The sequence below is a fragment of the Gordonia sp. LMA484 genome, assembly GCF_058129505.1.
The window spans coordinates 5,530,886-5,543,342 of record NZ_CM176700.1 but is presented as its reverse complement, the minus strand read 5'-3'; the positions used below and the strand labels follow the sequence as shown (position 1 = coordinate 5,543,342).

The 12,457-nt window shown below is 67.1% G+C and carries 10 protein-coding genes and 1 pseudogene; 7 read left to right on the top strand and 4 right to left on the bottom strand.

What is annotated here, in order from left to right:
• The first annotated feature begins 11 nt into the window (after window positions 1-11).
• Window positions 12-236, top strand: a complete 225-nt coding sequence (locus AC4AMJ_RS24595; protein WP_489898565.1) for a PLDc N-terminal domain-containing protein — start codon at window positions 12-14, stop codon at window positions 234-236.
• A gap of 141 nt (window positions 237-377) precedes the next feature.
• On the opposite strand, the gene AC4AMJ_RS24590 is transcribed toward AC4AMJ_RS24595, so the two are convergent.
• A complete protein-coding gene (locus AC4AMJ_RS24590) occupies window positions 378-2,468 on the bottom strand; it encodes a PhoX family protein (RefSeq protein WP_489915309.1) in 2,091 nt (696 codons plus the stop codon).
• A 188-nt stretch (window positions 2,469-2,656) separates the two neighbouring features.
• Here AC4AMJ_RS24590 and AC4AMJ_RS24585 point away from each other — a divergent pair, with 188 nt between their 5' ends.
• On the top strand, window positions 2,657-4,033 hold the full coding sequence (locus AC4AMJ_RS24585) for an NAD-dependent succinate-semialdehyde dehydrogenase (RefSeq protein ID WP_489915307.1): 1,377 nt from the start codon (window positions 2,657-2,659) through the stop codon (window positions 4,031-4,033).
• 7 nt (window positions 4,034-4,040) lie between these two features.
• On the opposite strand, the gene AC4AMJ_RS24580 is transcribed toward AC4AMJ_RS24585, so the two are convergent.
• Together AC4AMJ_RS24580 and AC4AMJ_RS24575 are read right to left on the bottom strand one after the other, a co-directional pair.
• On the bottom strand, window positions 4,041-6,065 hold the full coding sequence (locus tag AC4AMJ_RS24580; RefSeq protein ID WP_489915305.1) for a TPM domain-containing protein: 2,025 nt from the start codon (window positions 6,063-6,065) through the stop codon (window positions 4,041-4,043).
• A 56-nt stretch (window positions 6,066-6,121) separates the two neighbouring features.
• Entirely contained in the window at window positions 6,122-6,928 is an 807-nt protein-coding gene (locus tag AC4AMJ_RS24575) for an LLM class F420-dependent oxidoreductase (RefSeq protein ID WP_489898570.1), read from the bottom strand.
• Window positions 6,929-7,012: 84 nt separating this feature from the next.
• Here AC4AMJ_RS24575 and AC4AMJ_RS24570 point away from each other — a divergent pair.
• The 3 genes and pseudogenes from AC4AMJ_RS24570 to AC4AMJ_RS24560 all read left to right on the top strand — a co-directional run bounded on the left by AC4AMJ_RS24570 (window position 7,013) and on the right by AC4AMJ_RS24560 (window position 10,553).
• Window positions 7,013-8,192: pseudogene (locus AC4AMJ_RS24570) on the top strand (MalY/PatB family protein).
• 156 nt (window positions 8,193-8,348) lie between these two features.
• The gene (exaC, locus tag AC4AMJ_RS24565; RefSeq protein WP_489898571.1) at window positions 8,349-9,872 is read left to right on the top strand and encodes an acetaldehyde dehydrogenase ExaC; all 1,524 of its coding nucleotides are present in this window, start codon (window positions 8,349-8,351) and stop codon (window positions 9,870-9,872) included.
• Window positions 9,873-10,133: 261 nt separating this feature from the next.
• Window positions 10,134-10,553: a DUF779 domain-containing protein gene (locus AC4AMJ_RS24560; protein ID WP_489915303.1), complete on the top strand. Its 420-nt coding sequence runs from the start codon at window positions 10,134-10,136 to the stop codon at window positions 10,551-10,553.
• On the opposite strand, the gene AC4AMJ_RS24555 is transcribed toward AC4AMJ_RS24560, so the two are convergent.
• Complete coding sequence (locus tag AC4AMJ_RS24555; protein WP_489915301.1) at window positions 10,550-11,350, bottom strand: PIG-L deacetylase family protein; 801 nt, start codon at window positions 11,348-11,350, stop codon at window positions 10,550-10,552. The genes AC4AMJ_RS24560 and AC4AMJ_RS24555 overlap by 4 nt on opposite strands.
• A 191-nt stretch (window positions 11,351-11,541) precedes the next feature.
• On the opposite strand from AC4AMJ_RS24555, the gene AC4AMJ_RS24550 reads away from it, so the two are divergent.
• Window positions 11,542-12,087, top strand: a complete 546-nt coding sequence (locus tag AC4AMJ_RS24550; RefSeq protein WP_489915299.1) for a hypothetical protein — start codon at window positions 11,542-11,544, stop codon at window positions 12,085-12,087.
• Window positions 12,087-12,329, top strand: coding sequence for a hypothetical protein (locus AC4AMJ_RS24545; protein ID WP_489898575.1), 243 nt, complete (start codon window positions 12,087-12,089; stop codon window positions 12,327-12,329). The genes AC4AMJ_RS24550 and AC4AMJ_RS24545 overlap by 1 nt, the downstream gene beginning before the upstream one ends.
• Window positions 12,330-12,457 lie beyond the last annotated feature (128 nt).

Sequence of the window (12,457 nt, the reverse complement as noted above, 5' to 3'; positions counted from 1 at the left end):
CTGTGAAGTGCATGACAGGTCCGAAGAAGCGGTTCTCCGAGCTCCCGCCCCGTTCGCGCGCGTTGATCATCGTCGGCGCAATCGTGCAGTTCGCCCTGCAGGGCGCGGCCCTGCGCGATCTCAAGCGTCGCCCGGCAGCGCAGGTCAAGGGCCCGAAACCGCTGTGGGTGGGCCTGAGCTTCGTGAACTACTTCGGGCCGATCGCTTACTTCGTCATCGGGCGCAAGGGCGACTGAGCCAAGTCTGACCGAGGGTTGCCCTTCGTGACGCATCCTCGCAGGCTCGGAGGCTCCTCAGGGATCGGGTGGTGACGCATCCTCGCAGGCTCGGAGGCTCCTCAGGGACCGGGTGGTGACGCACGGTGGTTCAGGCTCCGGTCACACCCCGATCGGGGTGCCGCCGTCGCGCCACACCGCCACCACTGCGGGACGTGGCTGCGTGGTGCCGCCGTCCGGCCAATGCGACCCCGGGTTGTCTGCGGAATGGTCGTCGAGTTCGCCGGGATGCTGCACGCAGACCATCACGCGATCCTGATCGACGATCGGGCCGCAGGTCTCCGCGCCGATCGGCACGGTGAGGAACTGCTTGGTCATGCCACGCTGCTCACCGTCGAGCGCCACCGCGAAGAGGCCGTCGTTCGTGTCGAGCGCATTGCCGTCGGTGGAGATCCAGAGGTTGCCGTGCGGATCGAAAGCGACGTTGTCGGGGCAGGAGATCGGGCTGACCTTCGTCTTGTCGAACCCACCGAAATACGTGTCCGCCTCGGCCGGGTCGCCGCACACCAGCAGTAGGTCCCAGGTGAAGTCGGTGCCGGCGTGGTTGTCGGTGATCTCGATGATCTGGCCGTTCTTGTTCTCGTTGCGAGGGTTGGCCGAGTCGGCGGCGGCCTCGCCGTCGGTGCCGCGCTTGGAGTTGTTGGTCAGCGCGCAATAGACCTTGCCGGTCCGGGGGTGCGGTTCGATGTCCTCGGGGCGGTCCATCTTGGTGGCACCGGCCTTGTCGGCAGCCATCCGGGTGAAGACGGCCACCTCGGTGGGGCTCATGCCGGCGACATGCGAACGTGCCGAACCGTCGGCGTTGACGGTCAGCAACGGATGCCACGTGCCACTGCCCGCGAAGGAGCCGCTGGATGGGAGGCTCCCGCTGCCGTCGATGGCGGCCGGGTCGTTGCCGGTGAACGACGCCACGTACAACGTTCCCTCGTCGAGGATGCCGAGGTTGTGCGACCGTGCCGCCGCAGACAGGCCGGTCTTCATCTTCCGACCGGAGACGAACTTGTAGATGTACTCGAACCTCTCGTCGTCGCCGCTGTAGGCGACCACCGTGCCTTCCTCGGGCCCGGAGCCCACGACGTGGATCGTCGCCGATTCGTGCTTGAGACGGCCCAGCGCGCTGTGCTTCACCGGCGTCGAGGCGGGGTCGTGGGGATCGACCTCGACAACGTAGCCGAAGCGGTTGGCCTCATTGGGTTCCTGGGCGAGATCGAACCGGCTGTCGAAACGACCCCACTGGTGGTAGTCGGCGTCGTCGGTGAAGGAGTAGCGGTCGAGGCGCTCCTTGGTGGTGGCATCGGTCACCGCGGAGACGTTGCTGAAATAGTTGTTGAAGTTCTCCTCGCCCGAGAGCATGGTGCCCCACGGAGTGAGTCCGCCCGAGCAGTTGGCGATGGTGCCGAGGACCGTCGTACCGGTGGGATCCGCGGCTGTCCGCGTGTACTCGCTGCCGGCGGCCGGGCCGGTCAGTCGGATCGGCGTCGTCGCCGTGATACGCCGATTGCGTTGTCCGACAACCGGAGTCAATGCTCCGCCGCCTGGCGTGGCGGCGACCTCGACCACCGTGATGCCGTGCGCGGCCATCGAGGTGCGGGCCTGCTGTTCGGTGGGTTCGCCCGTGTAGCCGGGGAACATGAATTCCTCGGTCGTGTATTCCTGGTTGCAGACGAGGTAGTGGTGTCCCGAGACGCCGTCGACGGGGATCAGGCCGGCGAAGTCGTTGTTGTAGCCGAACTGCATCGCCTGGGCCTCGGGCGTCTGGTTCGCGACGTCGAACGCGGGCGCGCCGGGGAGCACCGGGTCGCCCCAGGCGATGACGACCTGCTGTCGGTACCCGTCGGGAATAATCAGGGCATCCTTGGTGTTCGGTTGCACCGGTGTGAAATTCATTCCCGGCGGTGCGGTCGTGTCTGCCGGCGACGACGAGGTCGGCGAGGTGTCCGACGAGTCGCCTGCACCACATGCGGCGAGCACGGATGTGGCGCCGACAGCGACGGCCGCACCGGCCGACGATCGCAGCACTGCTCGACGAGATGCGCTGGCGCGCAGCATGTCCCGAAAGTATGGATTGTCGCTGGTGTTGCCAGGCTGATGCCAGCACGCCTCGCCGCATTTGTAGCGACAGGTGGCCCGCGCACGCGCGGAGCGGCCGACCTGTTCCCCTGATGATGCGAACAACTGCAACGGAATACGCACGATAGAGCCTTCCCGGGCGCTTTCTGTAGGCTGGACGAGACTGCCCGAACGTTAGGTATGCGAGTGAAACGCACGGGCAGGTGCGCATGAACCTGAAGCAAACAGGGCGTGGCGGGAGACCGCCGCACCCCGGGTTCAACCAAGCGCAATCAGGAAACACCGACCGTCAACGGAAAGGACGGTGTTCTGTGAGTACATATATGACGGCCAATCCCACCACCGGCACGACCGAACGCGAATTCGCGGGCCTGCCCGACAACGAGGTCCACGCCGTCGCGGAACGTTCGCTCGCCGCGTACGCCGACTGGAGTCAGACCCCGGTTGCCGACCGGGCCGCCGCGCTCACGCGCACAGCCGAGCTGTACGAGAAGCGCGCCGACGAACTCGCCGCGACGATCACGACCGAGATGGGCAAACCTGCCGCACAGGCGGCCGGCGAGGTGCAACTCGCCGCCGACATCTACCGGTGGTACGCCGAGCATGGACCAGAACTGCTCGACGATGAGCAACTCGATCCGCAGGGAGCACAGGAATCGCTGGTACAGCGGCGTCCCGTCGGGCCGCTGGTCGGCGTGATGCCATGGAACTACCCCTACTATCAGGTCGCGCGGTTCGTGGCGCCGAACCTGTTGCTGGGCAACACCATCATTCTGAAGCACGCGTCCATCTGCGCCGCCTCCTCCCAGCTGATGGCCGACATCCTGCACGACGTCGGCGTACCCGAGGGCGCCTACGTCAACGTCTACGCCTCGAGTGACCAGATCGCCGAGCTACTGGGCGATCCGGCTGTTCGCGGTGTCTCGCTGACGGGCAGCGAGGCGGCCGGAGCTGCGGTGGCGAAGGTTGCCGCGGAGCACCTCAAGAAGTCCGTGCTGGAGCTGGGCGGGTCGGATCCGTTCGTGGTCCTCGACACGGAGGACCTGTCGCGGACGGCGAAAATAGCTGCTGCGGCGCGTCTTTCGAATGCCGGACAGGCGTGCAACTCACCCAAGCGCTTCATCGTGCTCGACGAGTTCTACGACGACTTCGTCGAGGCGCTCGTCGCCCGGTTCGAGTCCGCGACCGTGGGCGATCCGTCGGATCCGGACTCCGACGTGGGGCCGCTCTCGTCGATCTCCGCCCGTGACACCATCGCCGACCAGGTCAGCAACGCCGTCGAGCAAGGGGCGACCCTGCGGACCGGTGGACGACCGATCGAGGGTGACGGTGCGTTCTTCCAGCCGACCGTACTCACCGACGTCACGCCCGACATGGATGCCTACGCCGAGGAGATCTTCGGTCCGGTCGGCATGGTCTACCGCGTGTCGTCGGTCGACGAGGCGGTGGCGTTGGCCAACGACGTCGGGTTCGGACTGAGCGGATCGGTGTGGAGCACGGATCTCGATAAGGCCAAGCAGGTGGCCGACCGCCTCGACGTCGGGATGGCCTTTGTGAACGAGCACGGGACCACGTTGCCCGGCCTGCCGTTCGGCGGAGTCAAGCGCTCCGGCTACGGACGTGAGCTGGGCCGTTGGGGCTTGGGCGAGTTCGTCAACACACGGCTGCGCCGCACCTCGCGGCGGTAGCCGACCGTCAGAACCGCCCGCCGACCCCGATCCGGCCGGACGAGCCTGACCCACCGAACGAGCCGGGGCTGCGGCCACCGCTGCCGTAGCCCCCGCCGAAGCCGCCCCCGCCCCAGCCGCGTCCGCCGCCCCCGAGAGTGCCGCGCAGGAAGCTGTCGACGAGGATGCCTCCCAGGACGGCGCCGCCGACCGACGGTCCCGACTGGTGCGGGGTCTGGCTCTGCTGCCACTGTGCGACGTCACCCTGGGCCGCCATCAACGCCTGGTCGGCGAGAGAGCCCGCCCGGCGTGCGGTGGCGGCCGCGGTTGCCGGGTCGGTGGCGGCGGTGTCGGTGGCCACCCCGAGCAGGCGCTGCGCCTCGGCGAGCCGGGTACGGGCCACGGATTGGATGGCGCCGCGCCGGGTCGCGATGAAATCGCTTGCGGCCGAGACCCTGGCCTCCGCCGAGGTGATGGCCGCGTTCAGCCGCTCGGTACGCCGCTGCCGCTCCGCCGAGGCCGACCGTGCGGCGTCGAGTGCATCGTCGAGATCCGCGTCGGCATCGGCCAGCGCGGTGAAGGTGCCCAGCGGATCGTCGTGAAACCTGTCACGGGCATTGGCCAGTGCGGTCGTCGCGGTCGACACCGCGGTCGCCAGATCCGGCCCGCCATCGGTGGTGAGCGCGGCCGCCTCGGCGAGCTCGCCGTCGACCTCCTCGATCAGCGCGGGCATCCGGGTGTGCGCGGCAGCGATGTTGCGATCGGCGTTGTCGATGGCGTCGAGTAGCTTGTTCGCCTGGTCGATGGCTCCTTCGGCCGAGCGGATGGCGGCCACCGCCGGCCCCTGCTCGCCCGCAGGCGCAGCGGCCGCCTCGCGTCCCTGGTCGGCACTGTGCTCGGCGAAGTCCACTTCCTCACGGGCCAGCGCGACGTTGTGCTCGATCGAGGCCAGCACCGTCTCGCCGTGTTTGGCGATCAGCTCGTCGAGCCTGGTCTGCGACGTCTCGATCCGTGCGCGGACCGCGACGAGCTTCTGTGTCAGCTCGGCGAGTCGGCTGTCGGCGTTGATCAGCAGGTTGCGCATGGCGTCGAAGCTCTCCACCTCGGCGTCGAGTGCGGCGTCGACGTCGGTGCAGGTGGTGATGATCTGTACGAGCATGGCGCGCTGTTCGTCCGGTGTCTCGGGGATCGCGTCGTCGAGGCGCTGGCGCACCGCGAACGAATCCGCCAGACCCTTCTTGGCCTCGGCGAGTGCCGCCGAGAACGGAGCGGTCTCGGCCTCACCGAACTCACCGATCGCGAGCGCCAGCTCCTCCTCGCTGGTGCGGATCGCGTTGTCGGTGTCGGTCAGGACCTCCCGGGACCACGGGTCGAGTACCTCGAGCGGCTGTTCGACGAGCTGGTCGCCGGTGAGTTCCTGTTCCCGCATGGCCTCGACACCGGCGTCGATGCGCCGCTGTCTGCGACGGCGGGTGTACAGCAGCGCCCCCGCTCCGCCGACGATCGCGACCCCGCCGACGGTTGCCGCAGTGATGAGTCCGGTGTGCGAGGGTGTCATGGCCGACGAGATCCCGGTCACGGCAGCCTCGCCGGCACCGGCCCAGTTGTTGTCCTTGAGCGCGGGGACGATGTCGCCGCGGGCGATGTCGTCGAGCGCGTTCTGGTCGAGTTCGTCGATGGCCTCGGCCGAGTTGAAGTAGTAGGCGCGATCGTCGGTGGCCACCGCCAACAGAACGTCACGGTCGCCGAGATCGCTTGTGGCTGCGGTCTGTTGCGCCCACTGCTCGGCCGACATTCCCTCGAAGTTGCGCACGTACACAACCCAGAGTTGCACCTCGTGGTCGGTGTAGAGCTGATCGATCGAGTTCTGCAGGTGGTTGCGTTGCGCGGTGGTGAGCACGTTCGCCGAGTCGACCACCTGTGTGGGTAACCGGGTGGGCGGTTCGGCGTGCGCAGGGACGGAAGCGAACAGACCGGGGGTGATCAGGGCGACAAGACCGAGGACGACGAGGGTCAGGCCCAGCCGACGGATGAGCGTGGCAGAGGCAGGCATGCGTACCAATCTATCGGCCGGACATGACAGGCTCGGACCCCCGTCATCCGGTCGCGCTACCCGTTCTGCGAATCGCGCCACTTGCAGACGGCCTCGAGTGCCGACAGGTCGTAGTCGGGTCCGGACGACCCGACGGTGATCAGCGAGATCCCGGCGTTGACGAGTTCATCGGCCTCCCGAACCGCATCGTCGGCGGTGCGTGCTCGGACACCGGCGGAATGTTCGATGGCCGAGGGGTCGCGGCCGACGGCCGCGCAGTGCTCATCGAGGATCGCGGACTTGCGCTCATAGGTCGGCACGTCGACGAAGTAGTGCCAGATGTTCGCGTACTCGGCGACGTGCCGCAACGTCTTCTTCTCGCCACCGCCACCGATCAGCACCGGGATGTCGCGCGTCGGCTTCGGATTGAGTTTGCCGAAACGGTCGGCGATCCGCGGCAGTGACTCACCCAGGTCGTTCAGGCGACTTCCGGCGGTCCCGAACTCGTAGCCGTATTCGTCGTAGTCCTTCTGGAACCAGCCTGACCCGATGCCCAGGATGAGGCGGCCACCGGACATGTGGTCGACTGTGCGCGCCATGTCGGCGAGCAACTCCGGGTTGCGATAGGAGTTGCACGTGACCAGGGCGCCGATCTCGACGCGACTGGTCTGCTCGGCCCACGCGCCCAGCATGGTCCAGCATTCGAAGTGCTCGCCGTCGGGAGCGCCGTACAGCGGATAGAAGTGATCCCAGTTGAAGGCGATGTCGACGCCCATGTCCTCGGCGCGGCGCACGGCGTCACGGATCATCGAGTACTCGGGAGCGTGCTGCGGCTGCAGCTGGAGGCCGATACGGACGGGGAAATCACGTGCGGTGAAGGTCATGTGCCCAGTCTGCCCAAAGTCGGCGGACCCGTCACTGTCCGATTCGGGTGGGAGTGCGCGATCGCCGGTGGTAAGCAGGGACTGGTGACGAGAGCAACGGTGACACCCGAACTCGCCGAGTTGCGACGGCGCACAAGCGCGAAATGGCGGACCTACTCCGACGACGTGATCCCGATGTTCGTCGCGGAGATGGACTTTGCGCTCGCCCCGGTGGTGGCCGACGCGATGACGGCGCAGATACGAACATCCGACGTCGGTTATTGCGGCGGCACCGGCGAGGTGGGGACGGCGTTCAGCGGTTTCGCCAGACGTCGCTGGGACTGGCATGTGGAACCCGCCGACGTGCGGCTGACCACCGACGTCAGCGTGGTGATCGTGGAGGCGCTACGCGTGGCGATCGAGCCGGGAGATCCGGTCATCATCACTCCGCCCGTCTATCCACCGTTCTTCGAACTGATCCCCGAGGCGGGCGGCCAGTTGTGCGAGGTGCCGCTGTGCTTCGACGCGGACGGGGAAGATGCTGCCCGCTGGCACCTGGACCTGCCGGGGATCGAGCAGGCGTTGCACGCCGGTGCGCGGGCGGTGCTGTTGTGTCATCCGCACAATCCGCTGGGCCTGATTCATCCGCCCGGCGACCTCGCGCGGCTGGCAGATCTGGCCGCCGAGTACGACGCCGTCGTGGTCAGCGACGAGATCCACGCGCCGTTGGTCCACCCGGGCACCGAGTACACGCCGTTCCTCGCGGTGAATGACGTGGCACGCGACGTCGGCGTCGCGGCGCACGGCGAGCAAGGGATTCAACATCGCGGGCGCCAAGTGCGCCTTGACGGTGACGGCGTCCGAACGCGCCCGGGCACTGATCGACCGGCAGCCGGAGGAGGTCGGGTTCAGAACCAGCATCATCGGCCGCGCAGGTAGCGAGGCGGCATTCGCCCAGGGCGACGACTGGCTCGACGACACCCTCGACGTCATCGTCGGCAACCTGGACCTTCTCGAGGAACACATCGCGCGGCATCTGCCCGGTGTGCTGCTGCACCGTCCGTCGGCCTCCTACCTCGCGTGGCTGGATCTGCGCGCGACCGGGCTCGGCGACGACCCTGCGGCCGCCATCCTCGAGCGCGGCCGCGTCGCGCTGCATTCGGGACCGGCGTTCGGCAGCCAGGGACGCGGGTTCGCGCGGCTCAACGTCGGGTGCTCACCGGAGTTGCTCACCAAGGCGCTGGAACGGATCACGTCGGTCGTCGCGCCACGATCACGCCTCTGACCAGCGCGTAGGTCTGGTTGCAACGTTGCGTACGTCGCTGCAACGCAGGTGCAACCACCCCGCTCCTAGTGTGTGCACCAGATCACATGAGGGTCCGCTCGTGGCCCGTGTGACAACCCGTCACCTCAACTCGGAACACACTGAGGAGCACAACAGATGACCGTCTACACAAAGCCCGGAACCGATGGATCGGTGATGAGCTACGAGTCCCGCTACGACAACTGGATCGGTGGTCAGTGGACCCCGCCGGTGAAGGGACAGTATTTCGAGAACCCCTCCCCGGTGGACGGCAAGACGTTCTGCGAGGTCGCCCGCTCGACCGCCGAGGACATCGAACTCGCCCTCGACGCCGCTCACAAGGCCGCACCCCAGTGGGGCAAGGTCTCGGTTGCCGAGCGCTCGCTGGTGCTGCTCCGAATCGCTGATCGCATGGAGGCCAACCTCGAGAAGATCGCCGTCGCCGAGACCTGGGACAACGGCAAGGCCGTCCGCGAGACCCTGGCCGCCGACATCCCGCTGGCGATCGACCACTTCCGCTACTTCGCCGGTGCGCTGCGCGCCCAGGAGGGCTCGATCTCCGAGGTCGACGAGGACACGGTCGCCTATCACTTCCACGAGCCGCTGGGCGTCGTCGGCCAGATCATCCCCTGGAACTTCCCGATCCTCATGGCCGTGTGGAAGCTGGCCCCCGCGCTGGCCGCCGGAAACGCGGTCGTGCTCAAGCCCGCCGAGCAGACGCCCGCGTCGATCCTCTACCTGATCAGCCTCATCTCGGACCTGCTGCCTGCCGGCGTCCTCAACGTCGTCAACGGGTTCGGCGTGGAGGCCGGCAAGCCGCTGGCATCGAGCAACCGAATCCGCAAGATCGCGTTCACCGGTGAGACCACCACCGGCCGCCTGATCATGCAGTACGCGTCGGAGAACCTCATCCCGGTCACGCTGGAGCTGGGCGGCAAGAGCCCCAACATCTTCTTCGACGACGTTATGAGCAGCGACGACGGTTTCCTCGACCGTGCGCTGGAAGGCTTCTCGATGTTCGCGCTCAACCAGGGCGAGGTCTGCACCTGCCCCAGCCGCGCGCTCATCCAGGAGAACATCTACGACGAGTTCATCGCCAAGGCAGTCGATCGGGTCAGTCAGATCAAGCAGGGCGATCCGCTCGACACCGAGACGATGATGGGTGCCCAGGCCTCCAACGACCAGTTCGAGAAGATCAGCTCCTACCTCGCGATCGGCAAGGAGGAAGGTGCCAAGGTCCTCATCGGTGGTGAGCCGGCCGACCTCGGCGGTCACCTGTCGGGCGGCTACTACATCAAGCCGACCGTGTTCGACGGGCACAACAAGATGCGGATCTTCCAGGAGGAGATCTTCGGTCCGGTGCTCGCGGTGACGACGTTCAAGGATTACGCCGACGCCATCCACATCGCCAACGACACCCTCTACGGTCTCGGTGCCGGTGTGTGGAGCCGCGACGGTGCGACCGCATACCGCGCGGGCCGCGAGATCCAGGCCGGTCGCGTGTGGACGAACACCTACCACGACTACCCGGCCCACGCCGCATTCGGTGGCTACAAGCAGTCCGGCATCGGTCGCGAGACCCACCTCATGATGCTCGAGCACTACCAGCAGACCAAGAACCTGCTGGTCGGATATGCGCAGAATGCGAAGGGCTTCTTCTGATCCAAGACTCACCCGGTCCCTGAGCAGCGAGCTTGGGAGGATGCGCTGCCCCCGGTCCCTGAGGAGCCTCCGAGCTTGCGAGGATGCGTCACGAAGGGCCCTTCGTGACGGTCCTGCGCTAGCGCAGCGCTAGCGCTCCGGACCTCCTCAGGGATCGGTTGGGGGAGCTTGCGCGGGCAGCCCCACGGTCCCTGAGGAGCGAGGCGCCAGCCGAGCGTCACGAAGGGCCGCAACGTAACAGAAAGCAGAGGTTTGATCCCCGTGTCAGAACAGAACGGTCCTGATCGGGTGGTCGCCACAGACGCCGCCGTGCAGCTCCTGACGAAATTGTCGGAGCTGCACGGCGGACTCATGATCCATCAGTCCGGTGGATGCTGTGACGGCTCTGCCCCGATGTGTTATCCCGCAGGCGAATACCGAGTCGGGCAACGGGATGTGCTCGTCGGCGAGATCGAACTCGCCGAGCCGATCCCCGATGTCCGGGTCTGGATCAACGGCGACCAGTTCGAGCTGTGGAAGCACACCCAGATGATCATCGACGTGACCAAAGGGCGCGGCGCCGGCTTCAGTCTCGAAGCGCCGGAAGGCGTTCGGTTCCTTGCCCGTTCGCGGGTGTTCGATGAGACGGAGAATGCCTGGCTCGAGGCGTGCCCGCCGCGACGGGGTGCCGATCTGGGCTAACCGGTCGGCACGTCGTCGAGCCACCAGCCCCGCACCATGCCGGGTGGCCGGCCGGGTTCGATGTAATGCTCGGTGCCGAATCCGATCGGGAAGGCCTCGACCGGAATGGCCAGGATCTGTTTGACGTCGCTCTGACTGGCGTGGCAGGCGAGCGCCTCGCGTTTGGTCATCACGTCATCGCCGAGGTCGACGGCCCAGTGCAATTCGGCCTCGGGTGTGCCGATCGGATTGCCGTCGTCGCCGGCGGTGTCGGGGTCGAATCCCTCCATGCCCATCTCGGTGGTGAGGATGAAGAGCTGTCGCATGAGATCCCGGTTCATCGTGACCTCGAGGTAGCGGGGTCGCTTCGCCGCGAGTTCCACCGCGGCACGCGTGGTGTGGTGCAGCATGATGTGGTCGGGATGGCCGTAGCCGCCGTGCCAGTCATAGCCGACGACGACGTCGGCGCCCTCGTCGTCGAAGAGGTCGGCCAGACGTTGCGCGGCCTCGTCGACGTCCGCGCGCGCGAAGACCCCGTCGGTGTTGTTCTGGGCCCAGCCCGTCATCCCTGAGTCGGCGTAGCCCAGCCACTCCACCCGTGCCGTGCCGGTGATGGCCGCCGAGGCCTCTGCCTCACCGCGTCGTCGGCTGGCCACCGTCTCGCCGGGCGCGAGATCGTCGGGGACGTCGCCCGGATCACCGTCGGTGCAGTAGATGACGACCACCCGGTGACCCTCGCGCGACGCTCGGATCATGCTGCCTGCGGTGCCCGTGCCCTCATCGTCGGGATGGGCATGGACGAAGACGATTGTGCTCACGGCTCGATCATTCCACCCGTGCCTTTTGTTCCCGGGGTCGGTCGGGCGGACGATCGGTCGCGTGAACGATGCCGCTGCCGCGCCGCCGCCGCTACGGTCATTCCCAGATGATCGGCGGTCCGCCGGTATCCGGCATGCATCATCCAAGATGCCTCTGCCGCAATACTTCTGAATCGAAGAGGTGGCCCAGGGTGACTCGTCGTGTGTGGGTGGTCGTACTCCTGTTCGTGGGTCTGCTGTGTTCCGGTGCGCCGACGGTCGCGGCCGTCGCGGATGCCGCGCCGTCTGCGTCGTGTGCCCAGCAGGGGCAGTCGTTGGCGGCACGCATACAGGCGCACAACGCGCGGCCGCACGTTTTCCGCATACCGCAGCAGCAGGCGCAGTCAGATGCCTACAACGCGGAAGCCGCCGCGTTGCGGGCCGAACAGGCGAGATGGCGGGCCCGGTGCATGGCGCTACCGCCGGCCAAGCATCGTCCGGCGCTACCGCCGGCCGCGCCCAAGCAGATCACCGGCTACACCGAACACGGTCAGCAGAACCGACTCGGTCGCGACGGTCACGGTGTCAACGACGCCGCACTCCGCGATGCGGTCCGTCATCCACAGCGGGTCGTGCGGCAAGCCGGCCGACACGGAACGACCTTTCGGTACATCGGCCGCAATGCGACGGTGGTGCTGAACAATCACGGCCAGGTCGTGACATGCTGGCCCCGCAACCGGGCGGGATGGAGGCACTGATGCGGTTTCTGGAACCTTTCACCGATGACCAGCGGGCACGTATCCGCACGAGTGTTCTCGCACACGCAGGTCCGGACGCCGTCGCCGAATTGGAGTCCCGGGCCGACCCTGACCAGCGGTACGCCGAACACATCATCGACCTGCTCGGGGAGGACGTTCACGTGCAGGCGGACGGTGCGCCGGACGCTGACGCCGATGCCATCATCGCGGTGATCGAGGCGATCACGGAGCACTGGACGTGAGCGTCTCCGGCGTTACAGACGGCAGCAACTGATGCAGGCGGCGCAGGTACGGTTGGCTCCGGTGTGTGGTTTCGGTTGTCCTGTCGCGCATTTCTCCACAGGCGGTCGCGGATGGGCCGAGCGGACCG

Coding starts and splice junctions, on each gene's coding strand:
- AC4AMJ_RS24595 (WP_489898565.1), top strand. CDS start 12: ATGACAGGTCCGAAGAAGCGGTTCTCCGAGCTCCCGCCCCGTTCGCGC.
- AC4AMJ_RS24580 (WP_489915305.1), bottom strand. CDS start 6,065: ATGCCTGCCTCTGCCACGCTCATCCGTCGGCTGGGCCTGACCCTCGTC.
- AC4AMJ_RS24575 (WP_489898570.1), bottom strand. CDS start 6,928: ATGACCTTCACCGCACGTGATTTCCCCGTCCGTATCGGCCTCCAGCTG.
- exaC (WP_489898571.1), top strand. CDS start 8,349: ATGACCGTCTACACAAAGCCCGGAACCGATGGATCGGTGATGAGCTAC.
- AC4AMJ_RS24545 (WP_489898575.1), top strand. CDS start 12,087: ATGCGGTTTCTGGAACCTTTCACCGATGACCAGCGGGCACGTATCCGC.